The 16,395-nt window shown below is 43.7% G+C and carries 16 protein-coding genes; 4 read left to right on the forward strand and 12 right to left on the reverse strand.

Features of this window, described 5'->3' with window-relative positions:
- The coding region (locus PLL47_RS12845) for a B12-binding domain-containing protein (RefSeq protein ID WP_324446722.1) at positions 1 to 136 on the reverse strand (136 nt) is incomplete at its 3' end.
- An 804-nt stretch (positions 137 to 940) separates the two neighbouring features.
- A complete protein-coding gene (gene mtbA / locus PLL47_RS12850; RefSeq protein WP_324446693.1) occupies positions 941 to 1,960 on the reverse strand; it encodes a methylcobamide:CoM methyltransferase MtbA in 1,020 nt (339 codons plus the stop codon).
- Between the two features lie 462 nt (positions 1,961 to 2,422).
- Here mtbA and PLL47_RS12855 point away from each other — a divergent pair, with 462 nt between their 5' ends.
- Together PLL47_RS12855 and PLL47_RS12860 are read left to right on the forward strand one after the other, a co-directional pair.
- Complete coding sequence (locus PLL47_RS12855) at positions 2,423 to 4,045, forward strand: methylamine methyltransferase corrinoid protein reductive activase (RefSeq protein WP_324446695.1); 1,623 nt, start codon at positions 2,423 to 2,425, stop codon at positions 4,043 to 4,045.
- Positions 4,046 to 4,707: 662 nt separating this feature from the next.
- Positions 4,708 to 5,217, forward strand: a complete 510-nt coding sequence (locus tag PLL47_RS12860; protein WP_324446697.1) for an inorganic diphosphatase — start codon at positions 4,708 to 4,710, stop codon at positions 5,215 to 5,217.
- Positions 5,218 to 5,410: 193 nt separating this feature from the next.
- Here the strand turns inward: PLL47_RS12860 and pylD are convergent, their stop codons facing one another.
- The 10 genes from pylD to PLL47_RS12910 all read right to left on the reverse strand — a co-directional run bounded on the left by pylD (position 5,411) and on the right by PLL47_RS12910 (position 14,875).
- Positions 5,411 to 6,199, reverse strand: a complete 789-nt coding sequence (gene pylD, locus PLL47_RS12865) for a 3-methylornithyl-N6-L-lysine dehydrogenase PylD (RefSeq protein WP_324446699.1) — start codon at positions 6,197 to 6,199, stop codon at positions 5,411 to 5,413.
- Positions 6,200 to 6,249: 50 nt separating this feature from the next.
- Entirely contained in the window at positions 6,250 to 7,365 is a 1,116-nt protein-coding gene (gene pylC / locus PLL47_RS12870) for a 3-methylornithine--L-lysine ligase PylC (protein ID WP_324446701.1), read from the reverse strand.
- Positions 7,343 to 8,395, reverse strand: a complete 1,053-nt coding sequence (gene pylB, locus PLL47_RS12875; protein ID WP_324446703.1) for a methylornithine synthase PylB — start codon at positions 8,393 to 8,395, stop codon at positions 7,343 to 7,345. Before pylB ends, pylC begins: the two co-directional genes overlap by 23 nt.
- Before the next feature lie 218 nt (positions 8,396 to 8,613).
- A complete protein-coding gene (gene pylS / locus PLL47_RS12880) occupies positions 8,614 to 9,969 on the reverse strand; it encodes a pyrrolysine--tRNA(Pyl) ligase (RefSeq protein ID WP_324446705.1) in 1,356 nt (451 codons plus the stop codon).
- Positions 9,970 to 10,555: 586 nt separating this feature from the next.
- Entirely contained in the window at positions 10,556 to 11,296 is a 741-nt protein-coding gene (locus PLL47_RS12885; protein ID WP_324446706.1) for a prenyltransferase/squalene oxidase repeat-containing protein, read from the reverse strand.
- A gap of 375 nt (positions 11,297 to 11,671) precedes the next feature.
- Positions 11,672 to 12,109 carry a universal stress protein gene (locus tag PLL47_RS12890; protein ID WP_324446708.1) on the reverse strand — a complete coding sequence of 146 codons (438 nt, stop codon included), beginning with the start codon at positions 12,107 to 12,109 and terminating at the stop codon, positions 11,672 to 11,674.
- Between the two features lie 47 nt (positions 12,110 to 12,156).
- On the reverse strand, positions 12,157 to 13,128 hold the full coding sequence (locus tag PLL47_RS12895) for a universal stress protein (RefSeq protein ID WP_324446710.1): 972 nt from the start codon (positions 13,126 to 13,128) through the stop codon (positions 12,157 to 12,159).
- Between the two features lie 166 nt (positions 13,129 to 13,294).
- Positions 13,295 to 13,747: a universal stress protein gene (locus PLL47_RS12900; protein ID WP_324446712.1), complete on the reverse strand. Its 453-nt coding sequence runs from the start codon at positions 13,745 to 13,747 to the stop codon at positions 13,295 to 13,297.
- Between the two features lie 114 nt (positions 13,748 to 13,861).
- A complete protein-coding gene (locus PLL47_RS12905) occupies positions 13,862 to 14,353 on the reverse strand; it encodes a universal stress protein (RefSeq protein ID WP_324446714.1) in 492 nt (163 codons plus the stop codon).
- Between the two features lie 69 nt (positions 14,354 to 14,422).
- Positions 14,423 to 14,875 carry a universal stress protein gene (locus PLL47_RS12910; protein WP_324446716.1) on the reverse strand — a complete coding sequence of 151 codons (453 nt, stop codon included), beginning with the start codon at positions 14,873 to 14,875 and terminating at the stop codon, positions 14,423 to 14,425.
- Between the two features lie 151 nt (positions 14,876 to 15,026).
- Between PLL47_RS12910 and PLL47_RS12915 the strand changes: the two genes are divergently transcribed.
- Both PLL47_RS12915 and PLL47_RS12920 read left to right on the forward strand, forming a co-directional pair.
- The gene (locus PLL47_RS12915) at positions 15,027 to 15,992 is read left to right on the forward strand and encodes a DUF7490 domain-containing protein (protein ID WP_324446718.1); all 966 of its coding nucleotides are present in this window, start codon (positions 15,027 to 15,029) and stop codon (positions 15,990 to 15,992) included.
- On the forward strand, positions 15,989 to 16,264 hold the full coding sequence (locus PLL47_RS12920; protein ID WP_324446720.1) for a DUF8060 family membrane protein: 276 nt from the start codon (positions 15,989 to 15,991) through the stop codon (positions 16,262 to 16,264). Before PLL47_RS12915 ends, PLL47_RS12920 begins: the two co-directional genes overlap by 4 nt.
- The last annotated feature ends 131 nt before the right edge of the window (positions 16,265 to 16,395 follow it).

Here is a 16,395-nt window from a genome sequence, read left to right on the forward strand (position 1 = left end):
CGGAAAGGCCCTTTGTAATAATATCAATAGCTGGAATTCCCGCATCAAGGGCTTCCTGAGTTAATTTTGCAATGCCCGTGACGTTCTGATTTACGATCGCGTCGCGTAACTTGTCAAACATCTCTTGGTTTGCCATTTTTTTAATCCTCCGTTTCTGTCGAAACTGGCTTTTCTATGCAGTATCGTCGGGAAGTACAATGCGTAAAGGTCTACAATAGACAACGGATCTTGCAAAGGTTCATGCTGAACATAAGCCCAAGCTCCGCTAGGTAAAAAAAGCGTTTGCATGGGGTTCTTCATTCATGTTGCAAGCCCTGCGCCTTTTATTTTGCCATTAGGCGTGGGGGATGCCCTCGCAATATTCTTGATGCCTATAACTGAAATTATTCACTGCCATTTGCCATTTCTTACCCTATTTTCGGGGTCTTTGTGAATAATTCCTTTTCTCCTTACACTGCTACCGGGAATTTTGCTGGAGACTGCAAATTCATTTCCCAGTCGAACTAGCACTCATATCCCAAATTTCCCAACAGTATACCTGCTGGAACTGCCTGGAATTGTCCTGAACATTCAGATGCAATTCCTAAAAAGAAAATGGAAATTCTAGTATATAAACGAATACCATATTTCTTAATTATATATTATTATAGATTATTTTCATTGATGGTTTTTTCATATTGTAGCGTCAAAAAATTGTATTTTCTACTCCTTTTTTTCCTGAAATGCCCGCTTCAAGAATGATAAGGGAAAAATATATATCTCAGGTATATGACCCCTGGAGTTCTCTTAAATTTCAGTTGCCTTTGACTTCCAGATCCATTCCAGGCAAATTACGGGACAAATGAAAGTAAAAAAAGAGAATCCAAAAAATAAGCCGGCTTGAAGCCGGCTGTCTGGTTTAAAGGATTTTAAGATCTGAAATATTTATCAAGCACATTGCTCAGTACTTGTGGTTTTTAGCGCACTCAACCATTTTCTGGAGGTTGGCAGTTGGAGTCATGCTGACAATTCCGCAGCCAACTGTGAGCAGCCCTACACCTGCGTCGAGTACTTTCTTAGAAGCTGCTGCGACATCATCAGGGGTTCCGTTCCAGAGTACAGCTACAGGGTCAAGGTTCCCGACGATGATGGCATTTTCAACATTGCCTGTTGCGGTCTTGATATCTACTCTCTGGTCCACGCTGATGGCGTTTACGCCGGTCTTATCCATGATTGAAAGGCCGTTAGTTGTATTTCCGCAGATGTGGAGAACTGTGCCGACATCAAGCTCCTTCATGGCATCAGCGATCTTTTTCTGGTATGGAAGGGCATATTTCTCATAGAATTCCCCGCCGATAAGCTCATAGCTTGCTGTAGGGTCAATAATGGCTATTGTATCTGCTCCATTCTCAACCATTGCTTTTGCATAAGCTACATTGAAATCCGAGCAGAAATCCAGAAGTGCAGGGACGATGTCCTCACCTGTGAAAAGGTTTCCAAACCAGGCGTCTCCATTGATGTGCTGGGCAAGGGAGAAAGGACCTATCATTGACCCTATAATCGGGAGTTCTTTTCCGTATTTCTCTGAAAGGATCTTCACGGCTTCAAGGATTACGCCTATTCTGCCTGTATTCAGGCTGTAGTCCTTTATCTTTTCTATGTCTTCCAGGTTCTTGACGCTGTGCTTTATCACAGAAGGCTGCTGCTTCAGGTCGCCAGCCTTTATTCCGCAGCCAAAAAGTTCAGCTTCTGCCGTAATGTCAAAAGGAACTCTTACTGCCTCAAAGCCAACTACTGTGTGTGCTGCTTCCGCAAGTGTTGCCATTTTTTGTGCGTCCGCATGGGCTTCAGGCCAGAAGGCTCCGCAGGCTTCCATCTGTTCGACAGTTGCAGTCTGTGTGAAACAAACAGCAGGCATTCTGTCTACTGGCTGTTTCCTCAATGCACGGTATAATCTTTCTTTTGGTGTGTATTTTGTCATCTATAATCCCTCTCTAAGTTCTATAGACAGCCGTAAGTTCAAAAACCCATACTATAAATAAATATGTATTATTATTCCTTAATTAAAGATTATATTATAAAAATTTATCAATTAATCCCTCGGAAACGGCTGAAAATTTCCTTAAAACAAGTAAATTTGTTTTTGAATGCTTTTTTCAGGGGAAACTTTAATGTATGTAGAGGCTCGGGGTTTAACTAAGGTTAATTCCTCTAGAGTATGGTCACATCTGGTGATAACGTCTGAATTCTTCTCCAGACTTTATAAAAAGGTAAGTCTACGGAAAATCGAGAGGAATAGCTTAAATATTGTATAAGTAATAAAAATATTCTATTCTTTTCCCTTCATCGAATTAGAAGAAGCAATTCTTAATATCCCATTCTTTTTCGGGGAAGTCCATGGTGCCGGGACTCCTTGATATGATACTTCCGGAGGATCTAAAAAATGTACGGAATCGCACTTGACCTGGGTACCAGCGGTTTTAGAGCCCAGATTATCGACCTTGAAACAAATAAAACCTTAAAAACAGTCATAACCATGGGTCACCCCCTTCCAGGAGGAAACGTTATGGACCACCTGGACTTTGCAATCACAACAGGGGAGGATGTGGCTCACGGAGTAATTATCGAAACCATCAGGAGGATGTTCCTGAAATTTGATGCAGACCTCTCAAAAGTAGAAAGGCTTGCGGTCTGCGGGAACCCTATCCAGCTTTCTCTTTTTCAAAATATTGAGATTAGGGACCTTGCATACGCGGGGGAAAACAAGCAGAAAATGCTTGGAGTCCAGAATGTAAAACGAGATGCCCGTGTATTTCCAGCCTCAGAACTTTTCGGGGGCGACTTTCTTCCAGATTGCGAAATAATTGTACCTCCGGCAATCAAACACGAGATCGGGGCTGACGCCCTTGCCATGATGCTAGAAACCGATTTTCTTATTCAGTCCGAACCTGCGCTTGTGACCGATTACGGGACAAATGCAGAAATGGCTCTTAAAGTCGGCGACCGGATAATAACGGCAAGTGCTGCAGCAGGTCCTGCTATTGAAGGGCAGGGCATAAGTTCGGGCATGCTTGCAAGCCCCGGAGCAATCTGTGATGTAAAGCCTCAGGGCGAATACTGGAGAATTATGGTGCTCGATAAGGAGATGGAAAAACAGGACGCTTACCTTATCAACCCGGTAACCGGCGAAATAAAAGAGTCCAGCGGGTATGAGGTTGCCGGCATTACAGGGACAGGAGTTATCTCGGCTTTTTCCCTTGCTCTGAGAAACGGGCTGATTGAAAAGCCCCCCAAACTCCCCAATGGAAAACTGATCCTTGGCCCAGGGATCGAAATCACTGAAAAGGATGTTGAGGAAGCCGGAAAAGCCATAGGTGCTATTCGTGCTGCTCACATGACCCTTATAGTTGAATCAGGGATTAATTACGAGGAGCTTGAGTACGCATATATGTCAGGAGCTTCTGGAGCTTATGTGGATGCCGAAGATGCCCGCAGGCTCGGAGCCGCGCCGGGCTATGCAAAAAAAATAGTCCAGTTCGGAAATACCTCTCTTGCCCTTGCGAGGGAACTTGTGCTTAACAGGTCCAGGCTTGATGATGTTATCGAGGTTGCAAAAAAGATCACTGCCGACCATCTGATGATGGCAACCAGTGAGACTTTCAACCAATTCTACCTCTGTGAACTTTCTTACTGGACCATGGGAATGCCCCTCGAAGCGTACGACCAGATGCTTGAACTCTACGGGCTGCCTAAACTCCCTAAAACTCTCGAACACGCCAGCATAGAAAAAAGGGTCAGTAAGGATATAGAGCAGGTAGGAGTCGGCGGGCTTGCCATCCTGAAAGAAATAGGCATAATCCTCGAAGTCCCTGTAGAGAAATGCATTTACTGCCAGAAATGCGTTGAAGAATGCCCTGAAAGCGCCCTTGAAATCACCGATACCGATGGGATAAGAATCGCAAAATACGACAGCCAGAAATGCCTTGGAACAAGCTGCCGCCGCTGTGTCAGCGTCTGCCCTGAAAACGCTATTGATATTACAAAACTCAAAATCAAAGCAAAATAAGACTTAAGGGATTTTTTTATCCCATTTCTTTTTTTGTTTATTATTCCCTTATCATTGAGAATCTCACAATTTTTCTTCATCATTATTCATATTTACTTAGTCTTGAGAAAGTACAAATCCCACTTATAAAGTCTGCTTGAGCGAAGCGAAACAGACCTCGTGCTCCCGAAGCGAAACTCGGGAAGGACACCGTCCTCCCGAGACGGAACTCGGGGAGCTCAGGATTACCTCATTGTTTCTTTTTTATTTAATTTTAATTTTTAGTTAAAGTGCAAATTCTTTGACCCTGCCCTGAACTAATATTGCGTCGAAATTATATATCTCAAAACAAAATTATCCTATATAACCAATGGTTTTTATTGGGGATCTGTTTCATTATATTTACATAAATAACAATAGGAAGACCCTGTTTACTTAAGAGCTGATGAATTTGTATATCATTTCAACAAATTGTACCTTATAAGGTATTTCCATCTTTATGGCTTCAGGTCACTAGTTTATATATCTTGTACCTATCCGTATGAACAGCTTTATCAGGAAATCATCCGGATATCGCCTGGGAACTCTTACAAAACATTAATTAGTCTTTAGACGAACGGTTTAACAGCAATAATAAAATTAAACCAGTTTTTGGATGAGTTCGATATGTAGGAAGTATTGATATGACTGAAAGACAGGTTGAAAGTGTACTTATAGAAATTCCACAAGGAAGTCGGAATAAGTATGAGTACGATAAGGAAAGGAAAGTCATTAAATTCGACAGAATGCTTTTTTCTTCAATCGTATATCCATGTGATTACGGCTTTTTCCCGAATACCCTGGCACTTGACGGTGACCCTCTGGATGCCATGGTATTGATGTGGGAACCTACATTTCCTGGATGTGTAATAGACGTACATCCCGTTGCATTGCTTGATATGGAAGATGATAAAGGAAGAGATGAAAAGATACTATGTGTCCCGAAGAGGGATCCACTATGGAATTATATAAAAACAATTAAACAGGTTCCCCCTCATTTGCTAAAAGAAATCACGCATTTCTTTGAAACTTATAAAAACTTAGAACGCAAAGACGTGGTGGTCCACGGCTGGAAGGATCTTGAAGAAGCACTCAGGGTAATCCAGGAAGCTAAGGATCGGTATATTGAACAAAATAAATCATCTAATCAGTGAAGCACTCATCTAATCAGTGAAGCACTCATCTAATCAGTGAAGAACTATTGTTTTTATTCCTGATTTGATGTTTTTTCACATCCATATTTTCGACAAATGGGGGCAGCTTGCCCCCAGCTTTGTGTATATCCTATATATTTTTACTCTTTTGTGTATTTTTGCTCTTTTCCATAGAGTTTTGACTCATACATATTCAGAGTACGGAATACAGCATGGATGCCGTTCCCAGTCCCAGGGGTTCCATTACAAGTTCAACTCCATACTTCTTTTGCAGCTCCTTTGAGATTGCACAGGGAATTCCGGGGGTGGAAATCACACAGTTTTCCGAAATCACGGATTCAGGAATTGTATCCGCACAGGGAGTCGCTTCGAAAATAATGGAGAACTTTCTGGGGCTGTCGGGATTAACAGGATCAAAAGGAATAATCCCAAGGCTGGAAACTGTCTTTTCGAGAAGGGCTCTGTCTGCATCGTATCCGTAAACCCTGAAACCCTTATGTACAAGGTGTGCTACTCCAGGAAAACCCACTTTTCCGAGGCCCACAGCAAGCACATCTTTTGAGTCGGCTTTCAGGTATCTTGAAGCTATTTCAGCATAGATTATGCCTGTGCAGGGCTGGTTATTGGCGATTTTTCCATTTTTCAGGTTGTGGGCAAGGAAGGTATTGTCATCTGCCATAAGGATGATCTGGGCTCCGTTCTTCACCGCCTCATAATACCCGCTAACGTCAGGCATATCCGTCACGAAACTGTCAAACCCGAAATACTCGGTAATTGCATGCAGAGATTCCGAGAAGCTTCCTATGATTCCGTTTCCTGAAGTTACAGGTACGATACCTACCTTTTCACAGCATGGGGTTGTGCCGTAAAAGTCCTTACAGATCCCTTTTATGTCGAGCCCTGTAACTCTCCTTACTGCGGAATCAGCTTCTTGAAGCTGCTTGTTAATATTTTTCAGGTCTTCTGGGGTTAAAAGTGCCATTTTTTTACCTCTGTTTTCTATTTTGAAAAATTTTAAGAATTTTATCTGCGTTAAACGGCTGCTCCGAAATTGTCTTTCAGGATCGAAAGCCCTTTTCTCTTTTTAGCCCCGGCTTCTTCTCTATCCCTGCCCCAGAAAACCAGGGTGAATACAGGATCTTCTCCTTTACACAAAAAAATCTCGATACCGGGCTCTTCATAATATTTACCGTAATCATTTCCCATTGAAAGTACCTGTTCCCCCACAGGGACAAGGTCTCCATTTTCTGCAAGCATGAGGTGTTCATAAATGCAGTACCTGTCTTCAGGAAGAGTTTTGATTTCCTCTACACCCTCTGTAAAGGCTCGGAAAAGAAGTTCTATAAGGTTAACCCCGGAAGAATAATAGACTGCAGTAGGAGTCTGGCTCGGGAAACGAGCATCAATTTCAATAACCTTCAGCCCCTTAGGGCCGGAAATTGCCTCCACGTCCATAATGCCCTTTAAGGGCAGGTTTGCTGCCAGGGAATAAGATATCTCTCTGAAGGAGGGGTCGAGAGGGAGGGGGGTTACCATATGGCAGTCATAGGTTTCATCAATATGCACAAGGGTTTCTTTAACCACGGCAAAATGGTTTCCATCTCCTATAACCTCAAGGGAAACCACTTCTCCTTCCACATATTCTTCAATAAGCATGCCAGGTCCAAGTTTTTCAAGCTCTTCACTATCGTAGATAATTCTCGCTCCAACACTGCTGCTTTCGCAGGGAGGCTTTACAAAATAAGGGGGCTCGGATGGTTTATCCTTAGGGGTAGGGATTCCAATGGATGCAAAGTATTCTTTTGATTTTCTCTTATCCCTGCTAATCCAGTAAGCATCGAAATCAAAAAGTACCGGGCAGGAGAATTTTTCTTTTATTGTACTCAAAAACTCGATGCACTCCAGGTTTTCATTTACCGGCAGTATGGCGTCAACACTTTTTGAGATATCGAGGAGTTTTTCCGGCTCTTTTGTTACATCAAAACAACGGAACTCATCTGCATAGTTCCTTATGAGTGCCTGCGGGTTTTTGTCTACCACAAGCACTTTCATTCCTGCTTTCTTAGAGAGGTATGCAGCCTCGAAGCCCTGGAGTTTCCCGCCGATAAGGCATATGGTTTTCAGGCTAGCACCCCAGGACTCTCTCAAACTCAGCCTGCGGGGCAGGTTCCATTCCCATGACCTCCAGCCTTTTGACAACGCTTGTAATATCCCTGTCTCTCTCTTCCATGCCGCGGTCGTAGTTGGCAACCCCTTCTAACCGGGAATCGGGAGGGAGAATAGAGGTTACAATATTTGCTCCGGCGTTTAAACGGTGCACCATGCCGTCAATACCTTCCAGGTCAAGGGAAGCCGGGATAAGGCATTTCGGGAACATAAGCCTGAGAATTGCTATAATCTTCAGTTCCGAAAGCTTTGAATTATCTTTGAAATCTTCAAGCGGGGTTCCTTCCTGAGGGAGGAATGTCATGACCCTTACCATGTCCGGATCGTTTGCTTTCATTCCTTTCAGGGATATGAGAGTTGATTCAATATCGTTTCCTACGCCGGTAAGGATCCCGTCTTCTATACAGTATCCCTGCTGTTTTGCAAACCTGCGGGCGTTAAACCTTCCTTCGAAAGACTGCCCGACCCTGAGCTTTTCATAAAGTTTGCGGTCATAGGTTTCCTGGTAAAGAGCGAAGAAATTTGCCCCTTTTTCCCTGGCTTTGAGAAGAGTGTCATTATCCATCACTCCCGGAGAAATCATTATTGGAAGCCCAAGTTCCTCCTTTACTGTCTGGACAAGCTCAACAAAGCGGTCCGGCTCATCATAGTAATAGGGATCTTCTCCCATTGTCAGGTCAATCATGTGAAAGCCTGCTCCTTTCAGGGCTTTACACATCTCTTTAACCTCTTCTCCGGTCAGGCGGTAGCGGTTAATTTCGTTTTTGCAGTTGTAATAGCAAAATGCGCACTGGTTTTTACAATAAGTCGAAAAATAGATGAAACAGTTCAGGAACACCCTGTTGCCGAAATAATGGTTTCTGACCTTTTGAGCTGCGCAGTAAAGCTTCTCCAGCTCCTCTTCGGATTCAAGGGAAAGAAGAGACCTCAGGTCATCGTCAGACAGTTCAAAGCCTTCAATTACTTTCTCTCCGAGCCTATCAAGCTCCTCGGTTGCCATTTTTTGAATCAAAATTTCACCCTCTCATAGATTTACAATTTTTCCATCCTTACAGCCTTCCTTCAGTTTTTCAGACCGGATCTTCCGAATCAGTTTGCCATTTTAAAGTTCCGGGACTGCGGTCTTCTATTATTTCCAGTTATATCGCCATTTATCGCCTTTTTTTCAATTCTGATATCTTTTTTCCTGTGTTCCGTGACCCCTTAATGCCATTTTTATGGGATTCAGGTTTACAGGTTAGTGGATATCCCGTTATAATAAGATTCAGACCTCGCGGCTCTCTTAATATTCTTGAAGTCGTGCATGACTTTCAGCAGGCGCTCGAGCCCAAAACCTGCCCCTATCCACGGCTTATCAATGCCCCATTCCCTGTCAAGAGGTATGGGACCAACAACTGCAGAGGAAAGTTCGAGGTCTCCGTGCATTACATCAAGGGTATCCCCATAGACCATGCAGGAATCCCCTACGATTTCAAAATCAATTCCAAGATGGTTCAGGAAGTCCGTGATTATGCTTTCAAGGTTTTCCCGTGTGCAGCCTGACCCCATCTGGCAGAAGTTCAGCATGGTAAACTCTTCCAGGTGCTCTTTGCCGTCAGACTCCTTCCTGTAGCAGGGGCCTATCTCGAAGATCTTTATCGGGTCAGGAAGGACTCTGTCAAGCTTGCGCAGGTAGTTGTAAAGATTAGGGGCAAGCATGGGCCTCAGGCAGAAGTTCTTATCAACCCTGAAGATCTGCTTTGAAAGTTCCTTGTCCTCGTTAATGCCCATCCTTTCAACATATTCTGCAGGGATCAGAATCGGGGACTTGATTTCCAGAAAACCCCTTTCAACGAAGAATTTCGTAATATCGCGTTCGAGTTTTCCCAGATAATTTTCCCGCTCTTCCGCATAGATTTGCTGCAGGTCTTTTTTTCTCCTGGAAAGCAGCTGTGACTCAAGCTCCCTGAAAGGTGTTCCGGAGTTCAAAGAAATCTCGTCTTTCGGGCTTAACAGACCTTCAAGCCTGTCAATCTGGCTCCTCGTAAGCGCAGGAGCACTTTCCTGAACAGGGGCTGCAGTAGCCGCAGGGCTTGCCATTTCCTTTGACAATGCAGGCGCTGCCGAAGGAGAGCTTGCTGCTGAAGCTGAAATCGGTGATGATGTAGAAACAGATGCTGATCCTGAAACCGGTGCGGCAGGTGCTGATTGATGTTCAGAAGATGGAGCCTGTACCGCTGCCGTAGTTTCAAGAGGTTTTGGAGCTCTTGCGATGGATTTTGGCATTGCCTTTTTAGTTCTGGTGGGAGCGGAAACTACCTTTACTTTCACGCTGGTCTGAGCTTCGCTTGCCTTTGTGAGGAACTTATTGATATCCTCATCCGAAACCCTGCAGCGTCTGCAGGTCTTTTTATATTTGTGGTGCCTGAGCGCTCTTGCGGTCCTGCTGCTCCTGGAGTTGTTTACAACAAGACTGTCCCCACATGCCATTTCGATAAAGATCTTACTTCGTGAGACTTCGTGGTTTTTGATTTTATGAATTGTTCCGGTCCTGGACATCCAGAGCCCGGTTGCAGATATCAGAGTGCTTAGTGGTTTTTTATCCATAGTGTTACCCCTCGGTGAACTAAAACCCGGATATTTCCAAGAACAGTATTCAGAATCCCGGCTTACAGAACATAAGCGTGGAGCCAGCAATTGCTGACAGCTACCCGGAAAAGAGATGGATATCCCAGGAGATAGAAACAGTTCATAGGCTCTGGAAAGCCCTTCCTGAATCTACAAAAAAATCTCAGTGGAATGTTATGCAAGTGCCATTCCGGGATTCAGAAACGTGGCGGAAACCCCGGGAATCTAACCCGGCTGAACGGATTTAGAGTCCATTCGATCTACATGATCAGGTTTCCTCCTTGACAAAACAGAATAAAAATCCCTTGTTGTTTTCTTTCTCTATAGCAATCTTAGTTGATTAATAAAATAATATTATTTGATATATATGTTTATTGGTGATAAATTATCCGAATTCGTGGTCGAATTTATAGTTTTTGGAAAATAGTTTACGCAGGCAGATGTCGATAAAATATTTAAAAGTAAAATAGTTCCAGGAATTCTATCGAAAAATCTTAATGAAAGAGGCGAATAAAAGCCCCCGGGAAAAAGTAAAATGGACAACGAATAAATCAAGTTTTCCTGTTTATGATTTTTCGTACATTCCCAGTGTGCTCAGAGAAAGGGCGGTTGCGTTTATGTCGTCTTCTTTATTTCCCCAGGCTCCGCTTTCCCTTACTTTTCCGAGGAGCCAGTGAATGGAAATTTCAAGTTCGTTCTTGAAGCCCGCAAGGATCAGTGCCTGAATTGCCAGGTTGCTTGTAGAAATATGCTTCCAGCCTCCATCCTGCTCTCTTTTTGAAAGGATCCATTCAGCTCTTTCGCGGATAAATTCTTCAAAATCCCTGTTGTCAGTCAGATTTTCCTGTTTTTTGAGGGCTGAAATTATAAGGGAAGTGGTGCCGACCTGTTCCCATGCGGGACCGTAGTTTTCATATAACCAGTCACAGCCTTCTCTGTCCGAAATTTCCATGTCAGCAAGAGCCCCCAGACTGTATGCAGTATCATAGACGTCTTCGTTCCATGAGCCTTCTTTTTTCATGGAAAGCAGCCACTTTTCCGGCGCTTTGAATATAATTCCTTCAGCCGAAAGGGCTGAACATGCTCTTGCTGTATTTCTTATTGATGAGTTCCAGGAGTCGAATTTCATTTTAAGGATTAGATTTGTAACGTAAGGGTTCTTGAGTCCCCATAAAGCATGAGCTGACACTGTACTGGCAAGTTCCTTTACTGATTCAATTTTCTGGGTGGAAAGCCAGCAGAAGCTTTTTTTTACGACATCAAATGCCGGGTCGCTTGGAATTTTTGGGTGCTTTTCAGAATGCATAAGTTAAAACCTGACTGAAAAACTAATCTGGACCGTTTTGGACTGTTTTTGGGTAATTGCCTCTCGGAGGTTGATACATATATATAAACCATATGCAGACTTTGAATAGAAGATAACTTACTGAGGAGAAACTTACAGATGCCTGGTGGAGACGGTACCGGTCCTGCAGGTCAGGGCCCGGGATAGGCAGAAGCAGCGAAAATAAAGAAAGGTGCAGGGGCAGGAGAAAAGCTTCATGAGGCCCCGGAGGGCTGTGCGTCTGCCCTCTGTGTGGGTTTGAAACGCCTCACCAATCAGGAGTCCCGTGCACCATGGTTGAATGTGGACACTGCGGAAGCCCAGTGAAAAGGAAATGACTGAAAATTAATTTCCTTTTCAGGGGCAGGGCGCACGCACGACCAGCACTTCGGCTTTTGCATGCCTTACTACCTTTTCCGTAACCCCTCCAAGCAGAAACCTGTCGATTCCGGCTTTTCCCTGTGTCCCCATCACAATCATATCAATATCGTTTTTCTCCGCAAAGTCCAGGATTTCCTGGGCAGGGTGCCCCTGAAGAAGGACTGGATTTATCTTGACACCGATTTCCTTTCCCATTTCCTCTATCTCAGCAACGGCTTCGCTTCCCTCTTTTCCTATCTCCCAGTCATAACTTTCAGGCATAATCGGAGAACAGCAGGAAATACCTGCAACATATACGGCATAGACCTCAGCGCCGGTACTTTTTGCAATTTCAAGCCCGGAGCAGGCTGCACTTTTTGAGTTTTCCGAACCGTCGGTTGCAAGTAGAATTTTTCTGTAAGGATTTCGTTTCATAAAGTATCCTCTCGCTGTGGCTCTCTCATGTCGGGTCCGTTTTTTTTTCACTGTTCTTTCTCGCCCGCTACAGGTGTCAGGACTTCTTCACTCTTCTGGCAACGGCGGAAAAGCTCGACAAATTCATAGATATCGTGTACGATAAGTACCGGGACTTTTGCATTCCTTAAGACTTTTGCAGATACGCTTCCAATCGCGAACTGTTCATATCCGCTTTTTCCAAGCGAGCCCACAACAATCATGTCAACTTTTTGTTCTTCTGCAAAGTCCACAATTTCTTCCGCCGGGTTCCCTTCGAGTACTACGGATTCAACTTTCACTCCGGCAGCTTTTGCCTTTTCCTCAACATGAGATACTGCTTCACGGCCAATTTTCTTAAACTGCTTGTACGCTTCTTCTGCCCACGCTTCTTCCATTAAGTCATTAAAAACTGGATCGATGACATGTACGGCATAGACTTTTGCCCCATTTAACTTCGCAATTTCTATCCCGAAATCCACTGCTTTTTCAGTACCTTTTGAGCAGTCAGCAGCGATCAAAATTTGTTTGTACGGCTTTTCTTCTTTTTGTCCCCTGACAACCAGAACAGGGATTTTTGCACGTCTTACAACTTTTTCGGATACACTCCCAAGCATAAAACGTTTGATTCCGCTTTTTCCAAGAGAGCCTACGACAATCATGTCAACTCTCTCTTCTTCTGCAAAATCCACAATTTCTTCTGCCGGATTTCCTTGAAGCACTACGGATTCGACTTCCATTCCTGCAGCTTTTGCCTTTTTCTCGACATAAGAGGTTGCTTTATGCCCTGTTTCCTCAAGCTGCTCTATTTTTTTAAACTTCTTCTTGTCCACTGGAACTGAGCCATAAGAACCTGTATCAATGACATATACGGCATAGACCTTTGCCCCCTCAAATTTCAAAGTATCTATCCCGAAATCCGCTGCTCTTTCGGAGGCTTCTGAACCATCCGTAGCTATCAGAATTTTTTGTGGTGTAAATTTTTCATTATTCTCTCCCATACTATCCCCCTCGTATTCTGGATTTATTATTGAGCCAATACCAGAACTCAGCTTATTGTTACCAATTTATGTTCTTTAACCTCGTGGCTGGCAACTGAATTACTTAAAAAAATAAAATCCGGAAAATTGGAATTGGCTCATCCGTGTTCAACGGCTTTAGTGCTTTTCATTGTCTCTTCCCGTGCACGACCAGCACCGGAACCTCTGCATTCCTTACTACCTTTTCGGATACGCTTCCGAGAAGGAAGCGTTCAGCATCGGTTTTTCCGAGCGAGCCCACGACAATCATATCAACTGCATGTTTTTCTGCAAAGCTAAGGATTTTTTCAGCCGGATGCCCTTCCCGGATTACGAATTCTACGTCAACACCTGCTGCTTTTGCAGCTTCTTCGACTGCCGCCGTCATTTCAAGCCCGAAAGTCTTAAAATGCTCTTCCATTGCTGTTTTCAATCTCGGGTCGCTTTTTCCGGCTGGATAACATGTGTCATCAATAACATACAGGGCATAGACTTTTCCCTGGCTTAGCCTTGCGATTTCCATTCCGGCACTTATTGCCTGTGCACCGTTCTCCGATCCGTCAGTAGCAATAAGGATCTTTTTGTAAAGATCTCTCTCCATACCCCTCTTCCTCCCGGTTTACCCCTTTTAATCAGTATTTAATTTTACGATCTGATTCTTACCATATTTCCCCCAGGCAGAATCAGATCGTTTTATTTTCTGTTCAGAACCAGATTATGCCTGTATCAACTTTTTATCACTTCTGTGCTTTTCCCGGACAACCAGTACAGGAATTTTTGCATGCCTTACTATTTTTTCAGATACGCTTCCAAGTACAAGACGTTCATATCCGCCTTTTCCGAGTGACCCCACTATGATCATATCGATATTATTATCCTCTGCAAAACTTATGATCTTTTCAGCCGGATTTCCTCTAAGAACTCTGGACTCAACTTCTATTCCTGCAGCTTTTCCGATCTTCTCTATATAAGAGGTTGCTTCATGCCCTGCTCTCTCGAATTCTTCAAGAGTCTCTTTTGACCAGATTTTATCCAGCGAAACTGAACGATAAGGTGTAGTATCAATGACATATACGGCATAGACTTTTGCCCCACTGCACCCAACCATTTCTATCCCGAAATCTGCGGCTTCATTTGCGGTCTCCGAGCCATCGGTAGCGATCAGTATCTGTCTTCGCGGTTTAGATTTGATCTCAATATTTTCCATACTTACCCCTCATGTTCTCGATTCGTTGTTTCTAAGTTTGTATTCTCATATTCCGGAATTTTATCATTTTTACTGGCTCTTTGCACGTACGACAAGTACCGGAACTTTTGCGTTTCTGAAGATTTTTTCGGACACACTGCCTATCAGGAAACGTTCGATTCCGCTTTTTCCAAGCGAGCCAACAATAATCAGATCCATTCCGTTTTTTTCGGCAAAATTAACAATTTCGTCTGCAGGATGCCCTTCCAGAAGGACAGGCTCCACCTCCAGACCTGCGTTTTTTGCAGTTTTTTCCACGTAAGACACGGCCTCTTCAGCAAGTTCCCTGAACCGGTCATACATTTCCTCTTCCCAATCAAGATCTTCAGGGACCGAAGAATAAACCGACCTGTCAATCACGCTTACTGCATAAATTTTCGCTCCGCTCAGGCGAGAGAGCTCAATTGCTGTATCTGCCGCTTTTCGGGCACTTTCTGAGCCATCAGTTGCAAGCAGAATTTTTCTATACAGTGTACTCCTCATGATCCAGCCCCGAGAATTTTTTCCCTTCTCTGAATATCGATGTGTTCATATTAATAATTTTCATTCATTTATTCCCTCCAGAAAATAAAAATATCTATGAAAGTAAAAAGCATATACTTTTGAAGACAATTAATGGGGAGGAGGATAGATCTTGGGAAAATATAGTGTCAAATCTTCCCGGATACTAATTTTGATGTCCATTATCTTCCTTTTTGCTTCTGGAAGCGGATGCATCCGGAGTTTTGAAGAGGAAAGCTATTACAGCATCAGAGATATGGACATCTCGGCAGACCATGCAGGGACATCTTTTGTAGACCTCAATGTTACAACATACATAGAAAAATACCAGGGAGACACAGAGAAAAATACCTCTCTTCTTTTGAAAGTTTACAGCACAGAGAGCGGGCTGCTCGAAGTTAAGGAGCAAGTAAATCTCGGGAAGCTCAAAAAGGGAGAAACAAAAATAGTAAGCCAGAGCCTTAGCCTTCCCAAGACCGGAGGATATGACATACGCTCAGTACTTTTCGAAGAAGATATCCAGAAAAGCAGCGGAGAAATCAAAGTTTACAACCTGGATTATCTGCCCGCAGATGTGCAGGATATAGGGCTTGAGATTTCCGAAATGGATTTCAAGGTAAGGAAAGTGGAAGATGGAAAGGTCCTCGTTGAAAGTGATATCTATATCACAAACGAAGGCAGGGAAACAAGCTCTGATTTTCGTGCGCTTGTCAAGGTTCGGGAGATGGATGCAGGGCTTCTAGCAGATAAGGTCTGGATCCAGACCGGAGAGATCAAACCCGAAGCAACAGTTATCCGGAGTGTCAACCTGACAATGCCGGACCAGTACAACTACATTCTCGAAGTGCTGATCTGGAATAATGATACTATCGTGAGGCGCGGAGAGGGTTACATCCGGCTTAATCCTGAAATAGAGGTTAAGGATGAGGACGCAACGAAAACAAGGAAGATCCAGACAAGCGAATTCGAAAATCTTGGCGAACCTGAAATGGTTCCTGAAGAGGATTATGCCGAAGAGGGGGCTACTCCTGGGTTCAGCCTGTTACTGTCAGCAGTCCTGATATGTTCGGCAGCAATTCTAAGGAGGCGGTTTGGATGAATGAAACTGAAGATTTCAGTAATAAAGAGGAGGTCAGACCTGAAACACAAAAGGCAAAGGCATCAGACCTCGGGGAGAACTTCAAGAAAGGAGTTTTTGTGATTGCCATGCTTCTCCTGCTTGTGGCAACTTTCCAGCTTTATTTCTCCTTAACAAGGGTAATCAACATGTGGTTTGAATACCAGTATGTCCCCATTTTTACGGCTGTGTACAATTTCATTGTCCTGGTCGTAAGCCTCTACATTATCAGGCTGTACATAATAAAACGCTGAAAACAACACGCAGAAAATGGCACGCTAGAAATAAAACGCCGGGATCTGGAAAAACAAACCGCTAATTTGAAGAGACTTCATTGGTCATCGGTTAAGACCTTCTTTTCCTCTTGCAATAGTGTTTTTCATTT

It is taken from the genome of Methanosarcina sp. (assembly GCF_035390745.1).
In the GTDB taxonomy this organism is placed as follows: domain Archaea; phylum Halobacteriota; class Methanosarcinia; order Methanosarcinales; family Methanosarcinaceae; genus Methanosarcina.

Bases quoted from the DNA above. Each gene is read 5' to 3' on its own strand.
- PLL47_RS12920 (WP_324446720.1), top strand. From the start codon at position 15,989: ATGAATGAAACTGAAGATTTCAGTAATAAAGAGGAGGTCAGACCTGAA.
- pylS (WP_324446705.1), bottom strand. From the start codon at position 9,969: ATGGATAAAAAACCACTAAGCACTCTGATATCTGCAACCGGGCTCTGG.
- PLL47_RS12860 (WP_324446697.1), top strand. From the start codon at position 4,708: ATGACTGAAAGACAGGTTGAAAGTGTACTTATAGAAATTCCACAAGGA.
- pylD (WP_324446699.1), bottom strand. From the start codon at position 6,199: ATGGCACTTTTAACCCCAGAAGACCTGAAAAATATTAACAAGCAGCTT.
- PLL47_RS12885 (WP_324446706.1), bottom strand. From the start codon at position 11,296: ATGCATTCTGAAAAGCACCCAAAAATTCCAAGCGACCCGGCATTTGAT.
- PLL47_RS12895 (WP_324446710.1), bottom strand. From the start codon at position 13,128: ATGGGAGAGAATAATGAAAAATTTACACCACAAAAAATTCTGATAGCT.
- PLL47_RS12900 (WP_324446712.1), bottom strand. From the start codon at position 13,747: ATGGAGAGAGATCTTTACAAAAAGATCCTTATTGCTACTGACGGATCG.
- PLL47_RS12890 (WP_324446708.1), bottom strand. From the start codon at position 12,109: ATGAAACGAAATCCTTACAGAAAAATTCTACTTGCAACCGACGGTTCG.
- PLL47_RS12910 (WP_324446716.1), bottom strand. From the start codon at position 14,875: ATGAGGAGTACACTGTATAGAAAAATTCTGCTTGCAACTGATGGCTCA.
- mtbA (WP_324446693.1), bottom strand. From the start codon at position 1,960: ATGACAAAATACACACCAAAAGAAAGATTATACCGTGCATTGAGGAAA.
- PLL47_RS12905 (WP_324446714.1), bottom strand. From the start codon at position 14,353: ATGGAAAATATTGAGATCAAATCTAAACCGCGAAGACAGATACTGATC.
- PLL47_RS12855 (WP_324446695.1), top strand. From the start codon at position 2,423: ATGTACGGAATCGCACTTGACCTGGGTACCAGCGGTTTTAGAGCCCAG.